Origin of the sequence: Streptomyces sp. NPDC099050 (assembly GCF_044759865.1) — a bacterium.
In the GTDB taxonomy this organism is placed as follows: domain Bacteria; phylum Actinomycetota; class Actinomycetes; order Streptomycetales; family Streptomycetaceae; genus Streptomyces.
This window is the reverse complement of the sequence record NZ_JBIWAE010000015.1, coordinates 144437-165251: the sequence shown is the minus strand read 5'-3', so window position 1 is coordinate 165251 and position 20815 is coordinate 144437. Positions and strand designations below refer to the sequence as shown.

Here is a 20815-nt window from a genome sequence, read left to right as displayed (position 1 = left end):
CGCCGGTTAACGGCACCGAAATACGCGTGAACCGAGCCTGATACGCCACCGGGGCAGGCTCGGTTCACGCGAGCGTCACGACTGCGTGTGACCGCGACACCGGACCCCGATATCGGACCCCGACACCGGACCCGACCACTGCGCGAGGCAGGTCACCATGCACGACCAGGACACCCCCACCGGCCCGCCCGCCGTTCCTCCGGCCGGTCCGCCCGCCGTTCCTCCGGCCGGTCCGCCCACCGGTCCTCCGGCCGGTCCGCTCGCCGGATTCACCGTCGGGGTCACCGCCGCCCGGCGGGCCGACGAGCTCATCGCCCTGCTGCGCCGCCGCGGGGCCACCGTGCTGCACGCGCCCGCGCTGCGGATCGTGCCGCTCGCCGACGACGCCGAACTGCTGTCCGCCACCAAGGAACTGATCGGCTGCGCGCCCGACGTGGTGGTGGCGACCACCGCGATCGGCTTCCGCGGCTGGATCGAGGCCGCCGACGGGTGGGGGCTCGGCGAGGAACTGCTCGGGCGGCTGCGGGAGACCGAACTGCTGGCGCGCGGCCCGAAGGTCAAGGGCGCGATCCGGGCCGCCGGGCTCGTGGAGACCTGGTCCCCGCGTTCGGAATCACTGGCCGAGGTACTGGACCGGCTGCTCACGGCCGGGGTGGCCGGCCGGCGCATCGCCCTCCAGCTGCACGGGGAGCCGCTGCCCGGGTTCATCGAGGCCCTGCGGGCCGGCGGGGCCGAGGTGGTCGGCGTACCCGTCTACCGGTGGATGGCGCCGGAGGACCTCGGCCCGCTGGACCGGCTGCTCGACGCGGTGGCCGCGGGCGGCGTGGACGCGGTGAGCTTCACCTCCGCCCCGGCGGCGGCCTCGCTGCTGACCCGGGCCGCGGAGCGGGGCGTACGGGACCAGGTGCTCGCGGCGCTGACCGGCGGGTCGGTGCTCTCCGCCTGCGTGGGGCCGGTGACGGCCCTGCCGCTGCAGGCGGAGGGCGTGCCCACGGTGCAGCCCGAGCGCTTCCGGCTCGGACCCCTCGTGCAGCTCCTGTGCCAGGAACTCCCCGGCCGGGCCCGGGTGCTCCCGGTGGCCGGACACCGGCTGGAGCTGCGCGGCCACGCCGTCCTCCTCGACAGCGAGCTGCGCCCCGTCCCGCCGGCCGGCATGGCCCTGCTCAGGGCCCTGTCCCGGCGCCCGGGCTGGGTCGTGGCCCGCTCCGAACTCCTGCGCGTCCTGCCGGGCGCGGGCCGCGACGAGCACGCGGTGGAAACGGCGATGGCCCGCCTGCGCGTGGCCCTGGGCGCGCCGAACCTCATCCAGACCGTCGTCAAGCGCGGCTACCGGCTGTCGCTGGACATGGCCGCCGACACGAAGTACGGGGACGGCTGAGGGGTTCCGTCACCGGGGCACCTGGTGCACGTTGTGCTCCTGGACGTCCTGGAGCAGGCCCGCCGCGGCGGCGAAGTCCTTGTCGTCGTGGAGGACGATCAGCCCGTGGTGGGCCGCGGTGGCGCAGACGAGCCAGTCGACGACGGACAGGCTCTGGTGGCGGCCGCGCTGGGCCAGGCGGTACTGCGCGGTCTCGATCCACTGCCAGGCGTTTTTGGGTACCGGCACCTCTGGGTAGAGGTCGGCGAGCATGTCCGTCATCGCTTCGTACTCGTCGAGACTGCACGCCGACCTCCGGAACTCCGTGCGCTGGGGACGACAGGAGCCGATGTTGCCCTCGTCGATCTCGTGGGCCCAGGCCTCGTTGAGAGTCCGGTCCCGCTGCAGGCGCCAGACCGCGGTCGAATCGATCAGGTAGCGGAGCACCTCAGGCGACGCCCCTCTCCGCGGCGTGCTGACGCCAGAAGCTCTCGTCGTCCCATTCCTGGGCAGCCTGGAAGTGGCGGAGCCGGGCCTCGGTGCGGCGGCGGCGCTCGACGTACTCGCGCAGCGCGAGGTTGACCGTCTCCTTCTTCGTCCGTGCGCCCGACAACTGCATGGCCTCGGCGAGGGCTTCGTCGTCGAGATCGATCTGGGTGGCTGACACGAGGGCCTCCTGAGCGATGGAGTATCTACTTCATACAAAGGTAGTGGACGTCTCATACATGCGCCATGAGGGCCTTGCCGCTGGCAGCGTGCCGGTGCCGTCCGTTAGCGTGCCCGGATGATCGTTGACGGGGTGGAGATGCGGGAGATCCGGGCGGCCGACGCCGCCGGGGTCGCCGAGGTGCTGGACCGCAACCGGCCGTACATGGCCCCCTACGAGCCCCGCCGGGCCGGGGAGTTCTACACCGAGGCCGGGCAGCGGGTACGGATCGAGGAGCTGCTCAGGGCCCGGGCGGACCGGCGGGCGCGGCCCTTCGTGCTGGTGGCCGACGGCGGGGTGGTCGGAGCGATCAACCTCCAGAACATCGTGCGCGGGGCGCTGCACAGCGGCGCCATCGGCTACTGGATCGCCGAGGCCTGGGCCGGCAAGGGGCTGGCCACCGCCGCGCTCCACGAGGTCATCCGGATCGCCCGTGACGAGGAGGGGCTGCACCGGGTCGAGGCGGGGACCCGCGTCGAGAACCTGGCCTCGCAGCGGGTGCTCGCGAAGGCGGGCTTCGAGCAGTACGGGCTCGCGCCCCGCTACCTGCACGTCGGCGGGGACTGGCAGGACCACCGCCTCTTCCAGCTCCTCCTGAACGACGAGCCGCCCGCCCTCTAGCCGAGTGCCCCGGAGACGGGCACTCTGGGGGCACGCCCCGAGAGGGAGGCGGTGACGGGCATGTGGTTCGACTCCGGGCGGGTCTGCCTGGACCTGGTGGCTACTTTTTCTCCCCTCGCGCACACCGAGGGCATCCGGGACGGTGACGGGCTGCGGCTGTGGCTCACCGGAGCCGGGCTGGTGCCCGACCGGACCCCGCTCGTCCGGGTCGGGGACGACTGGGTGCACGCCTTCCGGGTGCTGCGCGCCGACGTCGAGAGCCTCGTACGGGCCGAGCTGGCCGGAGCCGCGCCGCCGCCGGACCCGCTGGCCCGGGTCAACGCGGCGGCCGCCGGTCCACCCCCGGGACTGTGTGCAGTGCAGGACCAAGAAGGTCACCTCGTACGGGAGTTGTGCGGCGGAGTCGAATGCGCCGGGCTGCTCGCCGCCGTGGCCCGGGACGCCGTCGAACTGCTCACCGACCCCGGCGAACGGGACCTGCTGCGGGCCTGCGAGGGCGACGGCTGCGCCCGGGTCTACCTCGACACCTCGCGCGGACACCGCCGCCGCTGGTGCTCCAGCGAGCTCTGCGGCAACCGCGAGCGCGTGGCCCGGCACCGGCGCCGCGTCCTCGAATCCCGCCCGGGCTGACCCGTCGCGGAGCGGGTCCCGGGGCCGGCCCGGGGCGGCCGCGCGGCGGCCGGGGGGCGTGATCTTCGTCCTGATCCGCGAGCCGTCCCGGAAGGGGCGTGCGCGGGCGGGCCCCTTGGCGTACGGTTGACGGCTGCCCATGCACGTCAGAAAGGGGCCTTGGTGGCCGCGCAGAATGCCGCTGTCGACAGCACGGCGGATTCCGTCCGCGATCGGGAGACCGCGGTCGAGCAGACGCATCTCGATCACGTGTACCGACGCCTTGAGGAGAAGATCCACGAGGCGGAGTTCCTGATGAACGATGCCGCCAAGCGTGGCCAGGTCGGCACGCCGGGCGCCCTCGCGGAGCGGGACGCGCAGGTGTTCCGCGCCGGGATCCACCTCAACCGTCTCAACAACGAGTTCGAGGACTTCCTGTTCGGCCGCATCGACCTGGTCCTCGGCAAGGACGGGGAGCGGGGCCCCGACGGCGCCTTCACCTCCGTCGAGCCCGCCGACGACGCGATCCGCACCGACCTCACGGCCGATATCGCCGAGACGCTCCACATCGGCCGCATAGGAGTCCTCGACTCCGACTACGCGCCGCTCGTCATCGACTGGCGGGCCCCCGCGGCCGCGCCGTTCTACCGCTCCACGCCCAAGGAGCCCGGCCGCGTCGTGCGCCGCCGGGTCATCCGCTCCAAGGGCCGCAAGGTGCTCGGTGTCGAGGACGACCTGATGCGCCCCGAGGTGACCGCCTTCCTCGACGGGAACGAGCTGCCCGTCATCGGCGACGGCGCCCTGATGGCCGCCCTCGGGCGGGCCCGTACCCACTCGATGCGCGACATCGTCTCCTCCATCCAGGCCGAGCAGGACCTCGTCATCCGGGCGCCCGCCGCCTCGGTCGCCGAGGTCGCGGGCGGACCGGGCACCGGCAAGACCGCCGTCGCCCTGCACCGCGCCGCCTACCTGCTCTACCAGGACCGGCGGCGCTATTCCGGCGGCATCCTGATCGTCTCCCCGACCCCGCTCCTGGTCGCCTACACCGAGGGCGTCCTGCCCTCCCTCGGCGAGGAGGGCCAGGTCGCCATCCGGGCGCTCGGCTCGCTCGTCGACGGCGCCGAGGCGACCACGTACGACGATCCGTCCACCGCACGGATCAAGGGCTCGTCCCGGATGCTGAAGGTGCTGCGCAAGGCCGTACGGGGCGCCCTGGAGTTCGGCGGTCCCGGCGGGGCCCCCGCCCCCGACCGGCTGCGCGTGGTGGCCTTCGGGCGCCGCCAGGAGCTGGAGGCCCACGACCTCGACCGGATCCGGCAGAACGTCCTGTCCGGCACCGCCCCGGTCAACCTGCTGCGCCCGCGCGCCCGCAAGCTCCTGCTGGACGCGCTGTACTCCAAGTCCGGCGGGGCCGGCCGGCACAGCGACCCGGAGCTCGCCGCCGAGCTGCGCTCCGCCTTCGACGAGGACATCTCCACGGAGGACGCGTTCATCGACTTCCTGAACGCCTGGTGGCCGGAGCTGACCCCGCGCGGGGTGCTGGCCTCCATGGCGGACGAGCGGCGCCTGTCGCGCTGGTCGCGCCGGGACCTGAACCCGCGCGAGACCCGGCAGGTGGCACGTTCCCTGCGCCGGGTCGGCCCGGACGGCAAGGGCGCCCTGTCGGTGCACGACGTGGCGCTGCTGGACGAGCTCCAGCAACTGCTGGGCGCGCCCGCGCGGCCCAAGCGGAAGCGGGAGCACGGCCCGCTGGACCAGCTGAGCGGGCTGGAGGAGCTGATGCCGACCCGCGAGGAGACCCAGTGGGAGCGGGCCGAGCGGCTCGCGGCGGAGCGCACCGAGTACGCGCACGTCATCGTCGACGAGGCGCAGGACCTGACGCCGATGCAGTGGCGGATGGTCGGCCGCCGCGGCCGGGGCGGCACGTGGACGGTGGTCGGTGACCCGGCGCAGTCCTCGTGGACCGATCCCGAGGAGGCGGCCGCCGCGCGCGACGAGGCGCTGGGCACGCGGCCGAGGCGCAAGTTCACCCTGACGGTGAACTACCGCAACCCGGCCGAGGTCGCCGAGGTCGCCTCGCGGGTGCTGAAGCTGGCGGCGCCGGGCACGGAGCCGCCGACGGCCGTGCGTTCCACGGGCCTGCGGCCGCGCTTCACGGCGGTGCCCCCCAAGGAAGGGGACCTGCGCTCCACCGTCGTGGAGGAGACCCGGCGCCTGCTGGAGCAGGTGGACGGCACGGTCGGCGTGGTCGTGGCCATGGACCGGCGCGCGGAGGCCGCGGGCTGGCTCGCGGACCTGGGGGAGCGGGCGGTCGCCCTGGGCAGCCTGGAGGCGAAGGGGCTGGAGTACGACGCCACGGTCGTGGTCTCCCCGGCGGAGATCGCGAACGAGTCCCCGGCGGGTCTGCGGGTGCTGTACGTGGCCCTGACCCGTGCGACCCAGCAGCTGACGGTGATCTCCACCGGGCAGGACGAGCCGGACGCGGAGGGCGTCGCGGCGCTGCTCAAGCCGTAGGGCCGGCGCGGGGTCCGGCACCGGACCGGCGCGGGGACAGCGCGGGGACAGTGCGGGGACCGGCGTAGGGCCGGTTGGTCGGCGGCCAAGGGCGTGGTCCCGACAACCGGTCGCCGGTAGGGGGATCACTTCGGGCGAACCTTTGTTAGCCTGGGTTACGGCACCGACTCGATCCAAGCCCCCGGGCCCAACCTTCGTCGCCTAGAGCGACCACTTGCCGCGAGGCGAGCATGGCGGGTCGGTGTCATAGACGTAGGAAGCACCAGGTCCGCGTCCTCCACCCAGTGGAGGACGCGGACTTTTTTGTATGGGCCACCCATTCCCCGGACCCCAGTTATCTCGTATGGTGGAAGAGTTCTTCCGAAATTTGTAGCTGGTTACCTTGTACCGGCTGGTAGGTGGGACGATCGGACAACAGGTCCTGCCGCACCTGCCACGTTTCGGCCGGAGCAGTGCTGGGCCCTGTGTACAGAAGAACCAGGGACAGAAGAGGAACACGGCCATGGCAACGGCGCCCAGCGTCTCGTACTCGATGACGGTCCGCCTGGAAGTGCCCGCGAGCGGAACCGCGGTCTCCCAGCTCACCACCGCCGTGGAGTCCTCCGGTGGCTCGGTCACCGGCCTCGACGTGACCGCATCCGGCCACGAAAAGCTCCGCATCGACGTCACCATCGCGGCGACGTCCACGGCGCACGCCGACGAGATCGTCGAGAAGCTCCGCGGGATCGAGGGCGTCAGCCTCGGCAAGGTCTCCGACCGCACCTTCCTGATGCACCTCGGCGGCAAGATCGAGATGCAGTCGAAGCACCCCATCCGCAACCGCGACGACCTCTCGATGATCTACACCCCGGGCGTGGCCCGCGTGTGCATGGCGATCGCCGAGAACCCCGAGGACGCCCGCCGTCTGACCATCAAGCGCAACTCCGTCGCAGTCGTGACGGACGGCAGCGCCGTGCTGGGCCTCGGCAACATCGGCCCGATGGCCGCGCTGCCCGTGATGGAGGGCAAGGCGGCCCTCTTCAAGCGCTTCGCCGGCATCGACGCCTGGCCGATCTGCCTGGACACCCAGGACCCGGACGAGATCGTCGCCGTCGTGAAGGCGATCGCCCCGGGCTTCGCGGGCATCAACCTGGAGGACATCTCCGCGCCGCGCTGCTTCGAGATCGAGGCCCGGCTGCGCGAGGCCCTCGACATCCCCGTCTTCCACGACGACCAGCACGGCACCGCCATCGTGGTCCTCGCCGCCCTCACCAACGCACTGCGCGTGGTGGGCAAGGCCGTTGGCGACGTCAAGGTGGTCATGTCGGGCGCCGGCGCCGCCGGTACCGCCATCCTCAAGCTGCTCCTCGCCGCGGGCGTCAAGAACGCCGTCAGCGCGGACATCCACGGTGTGGTGCACGCGGACCGCCCCGACCTCGTCGACGCGGCCGCGGACTCCCCGCTGCGCTGGATCGCCGACAACACCAACCCCGAGGGCTACACGGGCACGCTGAAGGAGGCCGTGGTCGGCGCCGACGTGTTCATCGGTGTCTCGGCCCCCAACGTCCTGTCCGGCGAGGACGTGGCCGCCATGGCGGAAGGCGCGATCGTGTTCGCGCTCGCGAACCCGGACCCCGAGGTGGACCCGGCGATCGCCCGCCAGACCGCGGCCGTCGTGGCCACCGGCCGTTCCGACTTCCCGAACCAGATCAACAACGTGCTGGTCTTCCCGGGCGTCTTCCGCGGTCTGCTGGACGCCCAGTCCCGCACCGTGAACACCGACATGATGCTGGCCGCCGCGAGCGCCCTGGCCGACGTGGTCGGCGAGGACGAGCTGAACGCGAACTACATCATCCCGTCGGTCTTCAACGACAAGGTGGCCGGCGCGGTCGCCGGAGCCGTCCGCAAGGCCGCCTCCGCGGCTGTGACGGCGCCCACCTCCGTCTGATCCCCGGCGCGTCGCGGGATGCGGGCCCCCCGGGCCGCCCATAGGGTTGCGGGGATGCCCGCGTGGCCCGCGGTCCGCGTCTCCGGACACCCGTCCGGACGCCTTCTGGCGCGGACGGAGCGTCACCGCGGCGTGACTGTGGCGCTTTTCGTGTGACCCCGGCGGGTGCCGGATTGGCTTTCCCGCCGGTGGTGGGGGCAGGATGCGTAACCGGGCGAGAGGGTCTGACGTCAGACCCGGGTCCGGGGACTGTCCTAGGGCCCTGGCAGCATCGGCTTCGATCTCACGCCTCTAAGGCACGTTGAACACGGGAGTACAACATGAACCGCAGTGAGCTGGTGGCCGCTCTGTCCGAGCGCGCCGAGGTGACCCGCAAGGACGCCGACGCCGTTCTGGCCGCGCTCGCCGAGACCGTCGGCGAGATTGTCGCCAAGGGCGACGAGAAGGTCACCATCCCCGGCTTCCTGACCTTCGAGCGCACCCACCGTGCCGCTCGCACCGCGCGCAACCCGCAGACCGGCGACCCCATCCAGATCCCGGCCGGCTACAGCGTGAAGGTCTCCGCGGGCTCCAAGCTCAAGGAAGCCGCCAAGGGCAAGTAGTCCGCCCTTGTGCCGAGGGCCGCACCGGCCCCCGGGACGGCAGTAGTACGTAGTACGCGACAAGCGGTACGCCAGAGGCGGCCACCCGGCACCGGGTGGCCGCCTCTGGCGCTCCCGGCGCCCGAGTGGCCTCCGGGAGCCAGAACGCCCCCACGGGCCCTGTACGGGCCCGTGGGGGCGTTCTGGGATGGTCTGGGTGGATCTAGTGGATCTATCTGGGCGGATCTAGACGAGATCCCCGCCCGGGAGCTCGACCTTGGCGCCCAGTTCCACGAGCTTCTCCATGAAGTTCTCGTAGCCCCGGTTGATCAGGTCGATGCCGTGGACCCGCGAGGTGCCCTCGGCGGCGAGCGCCGCGATCAGGTACGAGAACCCGCCGCGCAGGTCGGGGATGACCAGGTCGGCGCCCTGGAGCTTGGTGGGCCCCGAGACGACGGCCGAGTGCAGGAAGTTGCGCTGGCCGAAACGGCAGGCGCTGCCGCCCAGGCACTCCCGGTAGAGCTGGATGTGCGCACCCATCTGGTTGAGCGCGGAGGTGAAGCCCAGGCGGGACTCGTAGACCGTCTCGTGGACGATCGAGAGGCCGGTGGCCTGGGTCAGCGCCACGACCAGCGGCTGCTGCCAGTCGGTCTGGAAGCCGGGGTGGACGTCCGTCTCCAGCGCGATCGCGTTGAGCGGACCGCCCGGGTGCCAGAAGCGGATGCCGTCGTCGTCGATCTCGAACGCCCCGCCGACCCGGCGGAAGGTGTTCAGGAAGGTCATCATCGAACGCTGCTGCGCGCCGCGCACGTAGATGTTGCCGCCGGTGGCGAGGGCCGCGGACGCCCAGGAGGCGGCTTCCAGCCGGTCCGGGAGCGCCTTGTGGTTGTAGCCGCCGAGGCGGTCCACGCCGGTGATCCGGATGGTCCGGTCGGTGTCGACGGAGATGATCGCGCCCATCTTCTGCAGGACGCAGATGAGGTCTTCGATCTCCGGTTCGACGGCGGCGTTGCTGAGCTCGGTGACGCCCTCGGCCAGGACGGCCGTCAGCAGCACCTGCTCGGTCGAGCCGACCGACGGGTAGGGCAGGCGGATCTTGCAGCCGCGCAGCCGCTGCGGGGCCTCCAGGTACTGACCGCCCTCGCGCTTCTCGATGGTCGCACCGAACTGGCGCAGCACGTCGAAGTGGAAGTCGATCGGACGGCCGCCGATGTCGCAGCCGCCGAGGCCGGGGATGAAGGCGTGGCCGAGGCGGTGCAGCAGCGGGCCGCAGAACAGGATCGGGATGCGCGAGGAGCCCGCGTGGGCGTCGATGTCGGCGACGTTCGCGCTCTCGACGTACGTGGGGTCGAGCACCAGCTCGCCCGGTTCGTCGCCGGGCTTGACGGTCACCCCGTGCAGCTGGAGCAGCCCGCGCACGACCCGGACGTCCCGGATGTCGGGAACGTTGCGCAGCCGGCTGGGCTCACTGCCGAGCAGGGCGGCGACCATCGCCTTGGGTACGAGGTTCTTCGCGCCGCGGACACGGATCTCGCCCTCGAGCGGGGTTCCGCCGTGGACAAGCAGTACATCGTCACTGATGCCGGTCATGAATCTCGCGTTCCGGAGAGGGGTGGGCAGGGGGCCAGTGAAAAGGGTAAGGGGCATGACCCCCCTGTTCGTAAGGCTGACGGGGCCGTAGGACTGTCATGAATTCGGCACAACACCCTGGGTGCCCGCCAGGTGGCGGAGCGTCTCCTTCCGCGCGGGGGCCGGCCGGCGTGCCCCGCGCGCCCCGAACTCCCGCCGTGCGCCCTGAGCTGCGTACGGCCTTGATGTGCCGCTCACTCCCCCTCGCGGGCGAATGTGCGAGACCATGTGGCCATGACCGAGGTGTCCTCCCTCACAGGGCGGCTGCTCGTGGCCACCCCCGCCCTCGCGGACCCGAATTTCGACCGCGCGGTCGTCCTGCTGCTCGACCACGACGACCAGGGTTCGCTCGGTGTCGTCCTCAACCGCCCCACCCCGGTGGGCGTCGGTGACGTCCTGCTGCCCTGGGCTCCGCTGGCCAAGAACCCCGGAGTGGTCTTCCAGGGCGGCCCGGTGGCGCTGGACTCGGCGCTGGGGCTGGCGGTGATCCCGGGCGAGGAGGGTCCGCTCGGCTGGCGCCGGGTGCACGGGGCGATCGGCCTGGTGGACCTGGAGGCCCCGCCCGAACTCCTCGCGGCGGCCCTGGGGGCCCTGCGCATCTTCGCCGGGTACTCGGGCTGGGGCCCGGGGCAACTGGAGGAGGAACTGGGCGTGGGCGCCTGGTACGTGGTCGATTCCGAGCCGGGCGACATCTCCTTCCCGGATCCGGGAAGGCTGTGGCGAGCCGTGCTGCGGCGCCAGCGCAGCGAGCTGGCCATGGTGGCCACGTACGCGGACGACCCGTCGCTGAACTGAGCCCGGGGCGGGGGCGCGGGCGGGCCGGGCCCGGGGCGGTGGCCGCGGATCCCTCGCGCGCGAGGGACTCGGTACCCTGGCGTCATGAGCACTCTTGAGCCCGATCGCGGGACTGGTACGGGGACCCTCGTAGAGCCGACGCCGCAGGTGTCCCACGGCGACGGCGACCACGAGCGCTTCGCCCACTACGTCCAGAAGGACAAGATCATGGAGAGCGCGCTCGGGGGCACCCCCGTCGTCGCGCTCTGCGGCAAGGTCTGGGTGCCGGGCCGGGACCCGAAGAAGTACCCGGTCTGCCCCATGTGCAAGGAGATCTACGAGTCCATGGGCCCCGGCGGGGACAAGGACAAGGGTGGCAAGGACGGGAAGTAGTCCGTCCGGCCCTCCTGGAACGGGACGAAGGCCCTTGGTGCGCGGCTTTGCGCACCGGGGGCCTTTTCCGTGCCCTCGGGGCGGGCTAGGGTCGGCCGCGACGAGCACGGTGCGGAACGGGCGTTGCGTACCGTGCAACAGGCTGGCTGCTGTGAAGGGCTGACGCATGGACCTGATCCCCGTACCCCAGGTCGCGGTTCCGGACGGGGGCGGCCGCCGCCTCATCCTGGGGCCCGAGCCGGTTCTGGAGGCAGGGCCGGGCACCGAGGGTGTCGCCCGGTGGCTGCGCCGGGAGCTGGGGTCCGCCACCGGCTGGAGCCTGCCGCCGGCCGCGGCCGGCGCGCGCGCCGACGTACGGCTGCGGATCGACCCCGGAGGTGCCGGTGAACTCGGGCCGGAGTCGTACGGGATCACCGTCGGCGCCGACGGCGTGGAGCTGACCGGCGCGAGCCCGGCCGGGCTGTTCTGGGGCGCCCAGACACTGCGTCAGCTCCTGGGTTCCGACGCCCACCGCAAGGCCCCCCTGCCCGGCCGGACCTGGAGCCTCCCGTACATCGGGATCGCGGACGGCCCGCGCTTCGGCTGGCGCGGGCTGATGCTCGACGTGGCCCGGCACTTCCTGCCCAAGGACGCGGTGCTGCGGTACATCGACCTGCTCGCCGCCCACAAGCTCAACGTGCTGCACCTGCACCTGACGGACGACCAGGGCTGGCGGGTCGAGATCAAGCGCTACCCGCGGCTCACCGAGGTCGGCGCGTGGCGGGCCCGCAGCCGGTGGGGCCACCGGGCCTCGCCGCTGTGGAACGAGACCCCGCACGGCGGTTTCTACACCCAGGACGACCTGCGCGAGATCGTCGCGTACGCGGCGGAGCGGCACGTGCGGGTGGTGCCGGAGATCGACGTGCCGGGGCACTCGCAGGCCGCGATCGCCGCGTATCCGGAGCTCGGGAACACGGACGTGGTGGACACGGCGGCGCTGGAGGTGTGGGACGACTGGGGCGTCAACGAGAACGTGCTCGCGCCCACCGAGGCCGTCCTGCGGTTCTACGAGGGGGTCTTCGAGGAGCTGTTGGAGATCTTCCCGGCGGAGGTCTCGCCCTTCGTGCACGTGGGCGGCGACGAGTGCCCCAAGGCGCAGTGGAAGGCCTCCGCGGCGGCGCAGGAGCGGATCCGGGAGCTGGGGGTCGACGGCGAGGACGGTCTGCAGTCCTGGTTCATCCGGCACTTCGACGGCTGGCTCGCGGAGCGCGGCCGCCGGCTCATCGGCTGGGACGAGATCCTGGAGGGCGGACTGGCCCCGGGAGCGGCCGTGTCCTCCTGGCGCGGCTACGCGGGAGGCATCGCCGCCGCGGAGGCCGGCCACGACGTGGTGATGTGCCCCGAGCAGCAGGTGTACCTGGACCACCGTCAGGCGGGCGGCGAGGACGAGCCGATGCCCATCGGGTACGTGCGGACATTGGAGGATGTGTACCGGTTCGAGCCGGTACCGCCGAAGTTGTCCGAAGAGGCCGCCGCCCACGTGCTGGGCGCGCAGGCCAACGTGTGGACCGAGGTGATGGAGGACCAGAGCCGCGTCGACTACCAGGTGTTCCCGCGCCTCGCGGCCTTCGCCGAAGCGGTGTGGTCCCGGCTGCCGGAGCCCGCGGAGCGGGACTACGCGGACTTCGAGGCGCGGATGGCGGCCCACTACCGGCGGCTGGACGCCCTCGGGGTCGACTACCGGCCGCCGGGCGGCCCGTTGCCGTGGCAGCGCCGGCCCGGAGTGCTCGGACGCCCGATCGAGGGAGCGCCCCCGAACGTGTGACGGGCCCCGGGACCGGGCCCGGGGACGGGGCCCCGAGACGGGGCCTCCGGATCGGGGTCGGGACAGGCCCCGGCGGAGCTCCGGGCGGAGGCCCCGGCGGCACCGGATCACGGCCGGATCGCAGTCGGATCGCGGCCGGATCACGGTGAATGCCGCGGCTGGTGCGGGGGCCGCGCGCGGGGTTTCGAGGGGGTGGTGCGCCGGTGGTGCGCGGGCGGTGGACCCTCGCGTCCGGTGCTCCGGAAGATGTGCCAGAGTTGCCACGTCCCGGCGGTGAGCACGTACCGTACGGCGGACAGGCGTGAGCGCCGGGACCGGGACATCGGGAAGGGGCAGCTGGGTTGACCACGCACGCACCGCACGCACCGCAGGCACGGGACTCGTCCCAGGAGCCCCGCAGCGACCCGCGGGCGGGGAACGCGGCGCAGTCCGTGACGCTGCCGGCCTCGCTCGACGAGGCCGTGGCGGCGCTCGCGGCCATGCCCGCCGCCGTCCCCGTCGCGGGCGGCACCGACCTCATGGCCGCCGTCAACGCGGGACTCCTGCGCCCCGCCGCCCTGGTGGGCCTCGGCCGGATCAACGAGATCCGCGGCTGGCAGTACCAGGACGGCCACGCGCTGCTCGGCGCCGGACTCACGCACGCGCGCATGGGCCGGCCCGACTTCGCCGCGCTGATCCCGGCCCTGGCCGCCGCCGCGCGCGCCGCGGGCCCGCCGCAGATCCGCAACGCCGGCACGCTCGGCGGCAACATCGCCACGGCCGCGCCGACCGGTGACGCGCTGCCCGTGCTGGCCGCGCTGGAGGCCGTACTGATCATCGTCGGGCCCGGCGGATCGCGGCGCGAGATCCCGGTCTCGCACCTGCTCGCCGGCCGGGAGATGCTCCGCCCCGGAGAGCTGATCGGCTTCGTGCGGGTGCCGTTGCTGCACGCGCCGCAGGTGTTCCTCAAGGCCACGGGCCGTACGGGACCGGGGCGCGCGGTGGCGTCCGTAGGGCTCGTACTGGACCCGGCGCGCCGGGGCGTGCGCTGCGCGATCGGCGCGGTCGCCCCGATGCCGCTGCGGCCGCTGGAAGCCGAGCAGTGGGTTGCTTCGTTGATCGACTGGGACGGGGACCGCAGTCTGGCCCCCGAGGCGCTCGAAGCCTTCGGCGAGTACGTCGCGGCGGCGTGCGTGCCCGACCAGGGGGAGCCGGTGGCTCCCGCAGTACTGCATTTGCGGCGGACGGTGGCCGTACTGGCACGGAGGGCCCTGGGGAGGGCGCTGAGCTCATGAGTGAGAACGACAACACGGGTGCCGCGGGCTCCACGGGACCCCACTGGGGCTGGGAGCCGGTGCCGCACGGCGGCGAGTACGACTCCGACGCGACGGCCTTCGTGAAACTGCCGCAGGACATGCTGGACGCGCTCGGCACCGGGGAGCCCCTCGCGGCCCCCGGGCACGGCTACGTGCCGCCGCCGATGATCGTGCCGCTGGGCACGGGGAGCACGGACCCCGCGGCCACGGGCACGTGGACGATCCCGGTGCAGTGGCCCGAGGCGGGCGCGGCGGCTCCGGCGGACGCGGGTGCGGGTGCGGGTGCGACGGGGGCTTCGGGGGCCGCCGCGCGGGCGCCGATCCCGGCGTCGGTGCCGATCCCGGCCTCGGTGGCCGCGGCGTTCGCGGATCCGGCGGCGGAGCCGGTGGCCGAGCCCGTCGCGGAGCCCTACGGGGAGTCGTTCGGCGAACCCTTCGCGGAGCCTTTCGCGGGTCCCTACGGGGACTCCTTCGGGAACTCCGCCGGGGAGTCCGTCGGGGAGTCCTTCGCGGGGAGCCGGGCCGGCGCGCACGAACCGGGGGCGACCGCCGAGTGGCGCTTCCCCGAGGCGGCGGCGAGCGACGTGTGGACCCCGGGCGGCGCCGGCGACACCGGCAGCTTCGGGCAGCTCGCGGCCGCGGCCGACTGGAGCCGGGCCCCCGCGACGCTGCCGGGCGGGGCCGCGGCCCCGTGGGCGACGCAGCCGGACTTCGAGGGTGCGCGCGGGTACGTGGCGCAGCAGCCGGGCGGGGACGGGGCGGGTCCGGACCCGCTGGGTTCCGGCCCGTTGGGTTCCGATGCGCTGGAGTCCGATGCGCTGAATTCCGGTCCGCTGAATTCTGGTCCGCTGGGCTCCGACGCGCTGGGCTCCGGGGTGCTTCCCGTGGCTTCCGCACCGGCCGGCGGATCCTTCGGCCAGACCCTGGGGCGCGGACCGCGCGTGCTGGGCGGCCCGGGGGTCGGTACCCCGCTGGAGGGGGAGCCGGTCCACCCGGCCCCGCACGACATCGAAGCCGCCCACGGCCCGGCGCAGGTTCCGGACTCCGGGGAACGGCAGCATCCGGGGACCGAGGGCGAAGCCGGGAGCGAGGCCCGGGACGAAGCCGGGGGCCCGGGCGGAGCCGGGGCCGAGAACGGAGCCGGGGCCGGGCCCGTGCCGGGTACGGACGACGCCGACCTGGCTGTCGAGCAGGCTCCGGCGGGGACGGCCGAAGGGGTTCCGGCCGAGGGGGCGACGTACGAGGAAGAAGCCGCCGAGGGGGCGTCCGGAGCGGACGCCGGGGCGGTCGCCCAGCACGAGCACCCGTCGGCCTCCTACGTCCTGCGCGTCAACGGGGCCGACCGTCCCGTCACCGGCGCCTGGATCGGCGAGTCCCTCCTCTACGTGCTGCGCGAGCGCCTCGGCCTCGCCGGCGCCAAGGACGGCTGCTCCCAGGGCGAATGCGGCGCCTGCGCCGTGCAGGTCGACGGCCGGCTCGTCGCCTCCTGCCTCGTCCCCGCCGCCACCGCCGCGGGCAGCGAGGTCCGGACCGTGGAAGGTCTGGCGACCGACGGGGAACTGTCGGACGTACAAGAGGCGTTGTGCAGGTCGGGTGCGGTGCAGTGCGGGTTCTGCGTGCCCGGCATGGCCATGACCATCCACGACCTGCTGGAAGGCAACCACGCCCCCAGCGAGCTGGAGACCCGCCAGGCGCTGTGCGGCAACCTCTGCCGCTGCTCCGGGTACTCGGGCGTCATCGAGGCCGTGCGCGAGGTCGTGGCCGAGCGCGGGTCGGCGGCGGAAGCCGCCGCCGCGGCCTCGGCCGAGGCACGGATCCCGCACCAGGCCCCGCCGGGTGAGGGCGGGTTCCACGGGATGCAGGGCGACGCGGGCCACCGGGGCAGCGAGGGACACCAAGGCAACCAGGGCAGCCAGGGCGACCACGGAATCCACGGCAACCAGGGCAACCAGGGCAACCACGGCAACCACGAGGGAGGCACGGCGTGAGCGCCCACGACGCGGCGACGGTCCCGGTATCGGTCACGACACCGTTGCCCGAGGGCGCGGAGCCGTCGGAGTCGGCGGTCCCGCGCGGCATCGGCGCGTCCGTTCCGGCCACCGACACCCGCGCCAAGACCGAGGGCACCTTCCCCTACGCCGCCGACCTGTGGGCCGAGGGCCTCCTCTGGGCCGCCGTGCTGCGCTCCCCGCACGCCCACGCCCGCATCCTCTCCATCGACACCTCCGCCGCCGCCGAGATGCCCGGCGTGCGGGCCGTCGTCACCCACGCCGACGTCCCCGGCGCCACCACGCACGGCCGCCGCATCGCCGACCGGCCCGTCTTCGCGCACGACGTGGTCCGCCACCACGGCGAGCCCATCGCCGCCGTCGCCGCCGACCACCCGGACACCGCACGCCTCGCGGCCGCCGCGATCGCCGTCGAGTACGAGCTCCTGGACCCGGTCACCGACCCCGAACAGGCCTTCGGCGCCCCCGACCTGCACCCCGACGGCAACCTGATCCGGCACATCCCGCTGCGCTACGGCGACCCCGAAGCCACCGGCGACGTCGTCGTCGAGGGCCTCTACCGCATCGGCCGCCAGGACCCCGCCCCCATCGGGGCCGAGGCCGGGCTGGCCGTACCGCGCCCGGACGGCGGCGTGGAGATCTACACTGCCTCCACCGACCCGCACACCGACCGCGACCTGGCCGCCGCCTGCTTCGGGCTGGAACCGGACCGCGTACGGGTCGTGGTCACCGGGGTCCCGGGCGCGACGGCCGACCGCGAGGACGCAGCGTTCCAGCTCCCGCTCGGCCTGCTGGCCCTGCGCACCGGCTGCCCCGTGAAGCTGGCCGCCACCCGCGAGGAGTCCTTCCTCGGCCACGCCCACCGGCACCCCACGCTGCTGCGCTACCGCCACCACGCGGACCTGGAGGGCCGGCTGGTCAAGGTCGAGGCCCAGATCCTGATGGACGCCGGAGCCTACGCCGACGCCTCCTCGGAATCCCTGGCCGCCGCGGTGGCCTTCGCCTGCGGCCCGTACGTGGTCCCGCACGCCTTCGTGGAAGGCTGGGCGGTCCGTACGAACAACCCCCCGTCTGGCCATGTGCGCGGCGAAGGCGCCATGCAGGTCTGCGCGGCCTACGAGGGCCAGATGGACAAGCTGGCGGCCGCCCTCGGCATCGACGGCGCCGAACTCCGCCTGCGCAACGTCCTGGCCACCGGCGACCTGCTCCCGACCGGCCAGACCGTCACCTGCCCCGCCCCCGTGGCGGAACTCCTGCGCGCGGTCCGCGACCACGAGCTGCCCGCCCTCCCCAAGGACACCCCGGAGGAGGACTGGCTGCTCCCCGGCGGCCTGGAGGGCGCGGGCGAGCCGGGCGCGGTGCGGCGCGGGGTCGGGTACGGGGTCGGCATGGTCCACATGCTCGGCGCCGAGGGCACCGACGAGGTGTCCACGGCCACGGTGAAGGTCGTCGGCGGCGCGGCCACGGTCATCTGCGCGGCCGTCGACACCGGCCAGGGCTTCTCCACCCTCGCCCGCCAGATCGTCCAGGAGATCCTGGGCGTCGACGAGGTCGTCACGGCCCCGGTCGACACCGACCAGCCGCCGGCGGGCCCCTCCGCGCACGGCCGCCACACCTGGGTCTCGGGCGGCGCGGTGGAACGCGCGGCAAAGATGGTCCGCACCCAGCTCCTCCAGCCCATGGCGCACAAACTGGGCATGTCCACCGAACTGCTCCAGATCGCGGATGGCCGGATCACGTCGTACGACGGCGCGTTCTCCACGACCGTCGCGGAGGCGATGGAGGGCAAGGAACTCTGGGCCACGGCCCAGTGCCGCCCGCACCCGACGGAGCCGCTGGACGGCGACGGTCAGGGCGACGCCTTCGTCGGCCTCGCCTTCTGCGCGATCCGCGCGGTGGTCGACGTCGACATCGAGCTGGGGTCGGTGCGCGTTGTGGAGCTCGCGGTCGCCCAGGACGTCGGCCGCGTCCTCAACCCCCGCCAGCTGGAAGCCCGTATCGAAGCGGGCGTCATCCAGGGCGTGGGCGCGGCCCTGACGGAGAACCTCCGCACGGCCTCGGGCCTGATCCGCCACCCGGACCTGACGGGCTACGCCCTGCCCACCGCCCTGGACGCCCCGACGGTCCGCATCGTCAAACTCGTCGAGGAACGCGACGTGGTGGCCCCCTTCGGCGCCAAGCCGGCGAGCGCCGTCCCGGTGGTCACGGCCCCGGCGGCGGTGGCCTCGGCGGTCCGCGCGGCCACGGGCCGCCCGGTCAACAGGCTCCCGATCCGGCCATCGGCGGCGGTGGCGGCGCCCAACTCGTGACCTTGTGACCCTGATTGCACCTGCAACTCGGAACTTGGGCCTGTCGGACTCTCTCGATACAGTGTTTGTGGACACTGGCGACGTGCGTGTGCGAATGCGTGCGAAGCGGGTGTGAACGGGGATGACGGGGAGTCGGGGAGGCCATCGTGGCAGTGGACTATGGGCCGGGCGTGTTCGGAGTGGACTTCGGTGTGGGCGTGGCCTCGCCGGCGGCTCTGGGCGCGCTGCAGGTCGAATACGAATCGCTGACGGACTACAAGAAGCGGGTCGACGGTCTGCTGGAGAAGCTGGACGGCTCCCCGGCGAGCGACAAGAAACTGGCGGACGGCACCCTCCCGGAGAACTCCCTCGGCGAGGGCTTCGCGGAGGCCACGCGACTGTTCACGGCCTACTCGAATGTGCACACGCAGTTGCTTGCGCTGTCTAAGGGGCTGGCCGAGCAGATCGAGGGGCTCAGCATCGCGATCCAGACGAGCGGCCGCGGTTTCGCGGGCGTGGACGAGGACACGAAGCGGCGGATGCTGGCGATCAGCAAGCAGGCCGACGCGAACTACGTCCCGGAACGGGACCCGTTGGCCCCGCCGCCTCCGCACAGCTCGGCTTCGCAGTCATCCGGGACCGGAACGTCGCAGGTGGAGGGTCTCTGATGACGACGAACTTCGAGAGCCACACGCACCAGCAGCTGCTGGCCATGCTCGCTTCGGCCAACGCGGAAACCCTCAAGACCCGCGGGGCCCAGCTGACGGACGCCGCGGCGACCATCAAGGAGATCGGCGAAAGCCTCAAGGATCACCGGGTGACCGGCTGGGAGGGCGAATCGGCCACGGCGTTCCAGGACTGGGTGAGCCGCACGGGCAACGCGACGCTGCGCCTGAGCGAGTACAGCGCCGAGGGCGGCAAGCACCTCACGCAGGCGAGCCAGGTCGTCATCGAGGTCAAGGCCAACATGCCGACGTACGACAAGGGGGCCGCCGCCAACCTGGAGGCCTCCCGCGAGTACCGCAACGACCCGGACGCGCAACAGATCGGCCAGCAGGCCCACTCGAAGCTGAGTGGCGACCGACAGCAGGCGATCCAGCAGATGACGAAGCTGGCGCAGGGGTACGAGGCTTCGGCTACTGGGATGGAGATGGCGGAGGTTCCGACATTTCCGAAGCTGCCGGAGCCGTTCATTCCGCAGGGAGTTTCCATGGACACCGATGCGTCGCGTTCTGGAAGCGCTTCTGGAGGAAGTGTTCAGGGTGCTGTTGGGGGAGGCGGTTCGTCGTTTGCCCCGACAGTAATCGGTCCCAGCGGTTCGTCGCATGACTCCAGTTCTGTATCCGGCCCGCAGCCGTCACCGGCCGGTAGCGGGCTTCCGCCGACAGGGTCGACACCGGGCCCCGTTCCGGCACCTCCGGACCGGAGTATTGGCACCGGTCTCGACACCGTTGGCCCCACGCCGAGTACGACCCTTCCCCCTGTCTCTGGGGTGCCCGGAGGCCCGGGACCGGTCGGACCAGGGGGTAGCGGTCTGGGTGTTCCTCCAGGAGGGTTCGTTCCTCCCCTGACTATGCCGCCGGGCGGTGGTGTTCAGAGGCCGATCGGTGGAGTCGGCCCTGGCGGCTTCGGTCCCGGAGGTATCCCCAGTCCCGGAGGCATTGGTGGGAAGGGTGGCGGAATAGGCGGTGTTGCTGGGCTGCCCCCGCGCGACAGTGGGATCTCGGGCGGTCGGCCGGTGACGCCCGGTGGCCCGGGCGCGAGTATTCCCAGGGGGACGGTCATCGGTGGCGAGGGAGGCCAAGCAGCCGGGCGCGGCATGGGTATGGGCGGCGGCATGGGTATGGGCGGTGCCGGTGCGCACGGCGGTCTCGGCGGAGCCATGGCCGGGCGACGCCTTGCAACTGAGCCAGGCGGTGTCGTCGGTGGGCGCCAGTCGAACGTGGGTGGTCGCTCAATCTCTGGTGGCCAGCCGTTTACCCAGGGAGGTTCCGGACTGATTCGTGGTGGATCGGGCGCGGGGCCTGCAGGGGGACCGATGGGGCACGGCGGCGCGGGTGCGCATGCTCCGGGGCGACGTGGCGACGGTCGGCAAGGCGAGCGCCCTGACTACCTGGCCGAGGACGAAGAAACGTGGCAGGGCGACCGCAACGTCGTTCCGCCGGTGATCGACTGAGTGGAGCGGGCGTTGCACGGGATGGAAAAGCGTCGGGCGACCGCGGCTCTGGTGGGTCTGCTGCTGGTTGGGGTTGCTGCGACCCCGGCTCACGCGGAGACCATCCGGTCGCGGCAGTGGCATCTCACGGCG

General features: G+C 72.9%; 17 protein-coding genes. 14 read left to right on the top strand and 3 right to left on the bottom strand.

The window, feature by feature from the left end; all coding sequences use genetic code 11:
* The first annotated feature begins 157 nt into the window (after positions 1-157).
* Positions 158-1378 carry a uroporphyrinogen-III synthase gene (locus ACIQV3_RS24940; RefSeq protein ID WP_403715260.1) on the top strand — a complete coding sequence of 407 codons (1221 nt, stop codon included), beginning with the start codon at positions 158-160 and terminating at the stop codon, positions 1376-1378.
* A 9-nt stretch (positions 1379-1387) separates the two neighbouring features.
* Here ACIQV3_RS24940 and ACIQV3_RS24935 read toward each other — a convergent pair whose 3' ends face one another.
* The gene (locus ACIQV3_RS24935; RefSeq protein ID WP_403715258.1) at positions 1388-1804 is read right to left on the bottom strand and encodes a PIN domain-containing protein; all 417 of its coding nucleotides are present in this window, start codon (positions 1802-1804) and stop codon (positions 1388-1390) included.
* 1 nt (position 1805) lies between these two features.
* Entirely contained in the window at positions 1806-2024 is a 219-nt protein-coding gene (locus ACIQV3_RS24930) for a type II toxin-antitoxin system VapB family antitoxin (RefSeq protein WP_403715256.1), read from the bottom strand.
* A 117-nt stretch (positions 2025-2141) separates the two neighbouring features.
* Between ACIQV3_RS24930 and ACIQV3_RS24925 the strand changes: the two genes are divergently transcribed.
* From ACIQV3_RS24925 to ACIQV3_RS24905, 5 genes are all read left to right on the top strand, one after another.
* Positions 2142-2684 (top strand): GNAT family N-acetyltransferase, encoded by a 543-nt coding sequence (locus ACIQV3_RS24925; protein WP_403715254.1) that lies wholly within the window; start codon positions 2142-2144, stop codon positions 2682-2684.
* Positions 2685-2744: 60 nt separating this feature from the next.
* On the top strand, positions 2745-3314 hold the full coding sequence (locus ACIQV3_RS24920; RefSeq protein ID WP_403715345.1) for a CGNR zinc finger domain-containing protein: 570 nt from the start codon (positions 2745-2747) through the stop codon (positions 3312-3314).
* A 162-nt stretch (positions 3315-3476) separates the two neighbouring features.
* Positions 3477-5807 (top strand): HelD family protein, encoded by a 2331-nt coding sequence (locus ACIQV3_RS24915; protein ID WP_403715251.1) that lies wholly within the window; start codon positions 3477-3479, stop codon positions 5805-5807.
* A 502-nt stretch (positions 5808-6309) separates the two neighbouring features.
* Positions 6310-7734: an NAD-dependent malic enzyme gene (locus ACIQV3_RS24910; RefSeq protein ID WP_403715249.1), complete on the top strand. Its 1425-nt coding sequence runs from the start codon at positions 6310-6312 to the stop codon at positions 7732-7734.
* A gap of 320 nt (positions 7735-8054) precedes the next feature.
* Positions 8055-8336, top strand: coding sequence for an HU family DNA-binding protein (locus ACIQV3_RS24905; RefSeq protein WP_007264399.1), 282 nt, complete (start codon positions 8055-8057; stop codon positions 8334-8336).
* A gap of 225 nt (positions 8337-8561) precedes the next feature.
* Here ACIQV3_RS24905 and murA read toward each other — a convergent pair whose 3' ends face one another.
* Entirely contained in the window at positions 8562-9905 is a 1344-nt protein-coding gene (murA, locus tag ACIQV3_RS24900) for a UDP-N-acetylglucosamine 1-carboxyvinyltransferase (protein ID WP_403715247.1), read from the bottom strand.
* Between the two features lie 273 nt (positions 9906-10178).
* Here murA and ACIQV3_RS24895 point away from each other — a divergent pair, with 273 nt between their 5' ends.
* From ACIQV3_RS24895 to ACIQV3_RS24860, 8 genes are all read left to right on the top strand, one after another.
* A complete protein-coding gene (locus ACIQV3_RS24895) occupies positions 10179-10739 on the top strand; it encodes a YqgE/AlgH family protein (RefSeq protein WP_403715245.1) in 561 nt (186 codons plus the stop codon).
* Between the two features lie 84 nt (positions 10740-10823).
* Positions 10824-11111, top strand: a complete 288-nt coding sequence (locus ACIQV3_RS24890) for a DUF3039 domain-containing protein (RefSeq protein ID WP_243337322.1) — start codon at positions 10824-10826, stop codon at positions 11109-11111.
* Positions 11112-11277: 166 nt separating this feature from the next.
* Entirely contained in the window at positions 11278-12915 is a 1638-nt protein-coding gene (locus ACIQV3_RS24885) for a beta-N-acetylhexosaminidase (RefSeq protein WP_403715243.1), read from the top strand.
* A 341-nt stretch (positions 12916-13256) separates the two neighbouring features.
* Positions 13257-14189 (top strand): FAD binding domain-containing protein, encoded by a 933-nt coding sequence (locus ACIQV3_RS24880; protein ID WP_403715241.1) that lies wholly within the window; start codon positions 13257-13259, stop codon positions 14187-14189.
* The gene (locus tag ACIQV3_RS24875) at positions 14186-16198 is read left to right on the top strand and encodes a 2Fe-2S iron-sulfur cluster-binding protein (RefSeq protein WP_403715239.1); all 2013 of its coding nucleotides are present in this window, start codon (positions 14186-14188) and stop codon (positions 16196-16198) included. Before ACIQV3_RS24880 ends, ACIQV3_RS24875 begins: the two co-directional genes overlap by 4 nt.
* Before the next feature lie 44 nt (positions 16199-16242).
* Entirely contained in the window at positions 16243-18528 is a 2286-nt protein-coding gene (locus ACIQV3_RS24870) for a xanthine dehydrogenase family protein molybdopterin-binding subunit (protein WP_403715344.1), read from the top strand.
* A gap of 146 nt (positions 18529-18674) precedes the next feature.
* Positions 18675-19175, top strand: coding sequence for a hypothetical protein (locus ACIQV3_RS24865; RefSeq protein WP_403715236.1), 501 nt, complete (start codon positions 18675-18677; stop codon positions 19173-19175).
* Positions 19175-20683 carry a WXG100 family type VII secretion target gene (locus ACIQV3_RS24860; protein ID WP_403715234.1) on the top strand — a complete coding sequence of 503 codons (1509 nt, stop codon included), beginning with the start codon at positions 19175-19177 and terminating at the stop codon, positions 20681-20683. The genes ACIQV3_RS24865 and ACIQV3_RS24860 overlap by 1 nt, the downstream gene beginning before the upstream one ends.
* Positions 20684-20815: the final 132 nt, after the last annotated feature.

Bases quoted from the DNA above. Each gene is read 5' to 3' on its own strand.
- ACIQV3_RS24860 (WP_403715234.1), top strand. From the start codon at position 19,175: ATGACGACGAACTTCGAGAGCCACACGCACCAGCAGCTGCTGGCCATG.
- ACIQV3_RS24890 (WP_243337322.1), top strand. From the start codon at position 10,824: ATGAGCACTCTTGAGCCCGATCGCGGGACTGGTACGGGGACCCTCGTA.
- ACIQV3_RS24920 (WP_403715345.1), top strand. From the start codon at position 2,745: ATGTGGTTCGACTCCGGGCGGGTCTGCCTGGACCTGGTGGCTACTTTT.
- ACIQV3_RS24910 (WP_403715249.1), top strand. From the start codon at position 6,310: ATGGCAACGGCGCCCAGCGTCTCGTACTCGATGACGGTCCGCCTGGAA.
- ACIQV3_RS24875 (WP_403715239.1), top strand. From the start codon at position 14,186: ATGAGTGAGAACGACAACACGGGTGCCGCGGGCTCCACGGGACCCCAC.
- ACIQV3_RS24905 (WP_007264399.1), top strand. From the start codon at position 8,055: ATGAACCGCAGTGAGCTGGTGGCCGCTCTGTCCGAGCGCGCCGAGGTG.
- ACIQV3_RS24925 (WP_403715254.1), top strand. From the start codon at position 2,142: ATGATCGTTGACGGGGTGGAGATGCGGGAGATCCGGGCGGCCGACGCC.
- ACIQV3_RS24895 (WP_403715245.1), top strand. From the start codon at position 10,179: ATGACCGAGGTGTCCTCCCTCACAGGGCGGCTGCTCGTGGCCACCCCC.
- ACIQV3_RS24885 (WP_403715243.1), top strand. From the start codon at position 11,278: ATGGACCTGATCCCCGTACCCCAGGTCGCGGTTCCGGACGGGGGCGGC.
- murA (WP_403715247.1), bottom strand. From the start codon at position 9,905: ATGACCGGCATCAGTGACGATGTACTGCTTGTCCACGGCGGAACCCCG.
- ACIQV3_RS24940 (WP_403715260.1), top strand. From the start codon at position 158: ATGCACGACCAGGACACCCCCACCGGCCCGCCCGCCGTTCCTCCGGCC.